The organism is Streptococcus sp. 1055, from assembly GCF_013276815.1.
In the GTDB taxonomy this organism is placed as follows: Bacteria; Bacillota; Bacilli; order Lactobacillales; family Streptococcaceae; genus Streptococcus; species Streptococcus pseudopneumoniae.
Map to the genome: position 1 here is coordinate 1 of NZ_VMLT01000161.1, position 1,867 is coordinate 1,867.

General features: G+C 43.2%; 4 protein-coding genes. All 4 read right to left on the minus strand.

Annotation, left to right across the window (positions count from 1 at the left end; translation table 11 throughout):
* Positions 1-464: 30S ribosomal protein S3 (gene rpsC / locus HT699_RS11295; protein ID WP_172934377.1), on the minus strand; the 464-nt coding region annotated here is incomplete at its 3' end.
* A gap of 12 nt (positions 465-476) precedes the next feature.
* Entirely contained in the window at positions 477-821 is a 345-nt protein-coding gene (gene rplV, locus HT699_RS11300; protein ID WP_000818137.1) for a 50S ribosomal protein L22, read from the minus strand.
* Positions 822-832: 11 nt separating this feature from the next.
* A complete protein-coding gene (gene rpsS / locus HT699_RS11305; RefSeq protein WP_000533766.1) occupies positions 833-1,114 on the minus strand; it encodes a 30S ribosomal protein S19 in 282 nt (93 codons plus the stop codon).
* 103 nt (positions 1,115-1,217) lie between these two features.
* Positions 1,218-1,867, minus strand: a 650-nt coding sequence (gene rplB / locus HT699_RS11310; protein WP_172934378.1) for a 50S ribosomal protein L2, incomplete at its 5' end; no start/stop codon positions are given.

Sequence of the window (1,867 nt, forward strand, 5' to 3'; positions counted from 1 at the left end):
CGACCTGATACTTGAGTTTTAATTCCTTTAGCTCCAGCACGCATTGCACGTTGGATTGCTTGTTTTTGTGCACGACGGAAAGCAACACGTTGCTCCAATTGACGAGCAATTCCTTCACCTACAAGGTGAGCATCCAAATCAGGTTGTTTGATTTCGATGATGTTGATGTGTACTTGTTTTCCAGTCAATTTGTTAAGTTTTGCACGGAGTGCATCAACGTTAGCACCACCTTTACCGATAACCATACCTGGTTTAGCAGTGTGAAGTGAAACGTTAACTTTGTTTACTGCGCGTTCGATTTCGATAGTTGAAACTGCTGCGTCAGCAAGTTCTTTTTGAACGAATTTACGGATTGCAAGATCTTCATGAAGGTAATCCGCGTATTCTTTTTCAGCATACCATTTGGCATCCCAATCACGGATGATGCCGACACGCATACCAATTGGATGTACTTTTTGACCCACGATTTTACCTCCTTATTTTTCTGCAACAGCTACAGTGATGTGAGCTGTACGTTTGTTGATTGGTGAAGCTGAACCTTTCGCACGTGGACGGAAACGTTTCATAGTTGGTCCTTCGTTTGCGAATGCTTCAGAGACTACCAAGTTAGCTTTATCCAAACCAAAGTTGTTTTCAGCGTTAGCTACAGCTGAGTTCAAAACTTTTAAGATGATTTCAGCAGCTTTGTTTGGAGTGAATGTCAAGATTGCGATTGCATCGGCTACGCTTTTACCACGGATGTTATCAAGAACAAGACGTGATTTACGAGGTGAAACACGTACTGTACGAGCCATTGCTTTAGCTGAAGTAATTTCTGCCATTTATGTTCTCCTTATTTTCTACGTGTTTTCTTGTCGTCTGCAGCGTGACCTTTGTAAGTACGAGTTGGTGCAAATTCACCAAGCTTGTGACCTACCATGTCTTCTTGGATGTAAACAGGTACGTGTTTACGTCCGTCATAAACTGCAATAGTGTAACCAATGAAACTTGGGAAGATCGTTGAACGACGTGACCAAGTTTTAATAACTTTTTTCTTTTCGTCGTTAGCTTGAGCTTCAACTTTTTTCATCAAATGCTCATCGACGAAAGGTCCTTTTTTAAGACTGCGTCCCATTTTTATATTTTCTCCTTTAAATGTTGTACCACAGCGGCTTGCGCTCACATGGAGCGCTACCGAGCTGGCGGATTTACTAGTTACTTAAGCGACTAGTTTAATATTATTTCTCGTTGCGACGACGAACGATAAGTTTGTCAGATTTCGCTTTCTTGTTACGAGTTTTAAGACCAAGAGCAGGTTTGCCCCATGGAGTAGATGGTGCTTTACGACCAACTGGTGCTTTACCTTCACCACCACCGTGTGGGTGATCGTTAGGGTTCATTACAGAACCACGAACTGTTGGGCGGATACCTTTCCAACGGCTACGTCCTGCTTTACCAAGGTTTACAAGTCCATGTTGTTCGTTTCCGACAACACCAACTGTAGCACGGCAAGTTCCAAGAATCATACGAACTTCACCTGATTGAAGACGAACAAGAACGTATTTACCTTCTTGACCCAATACTTGAGCAGATGCTCCAGCAGCACGTACCAATTCACCACCACGACCTGGTTTCAACTCGATGTTGTGGATCAAAGTACCAACTGGGATGTCAGCAAGTGGAAGAGCGTTTCCGACTTTGATATCTGCTTCTGGACCTGAAACGATACGTTGACCAACTTCAAGACCTTTTGGAGCGATGATGTACGCTTTCACACCGTCAGTGTAGTGTACAAGAGCGATGTTTGCAGAACGGTTTGGATCGTACTCGATTGTTTTAACAACTGCTTCAACGTTGTCTTTGTTACGCTTGAAGTCAACCAAACGGT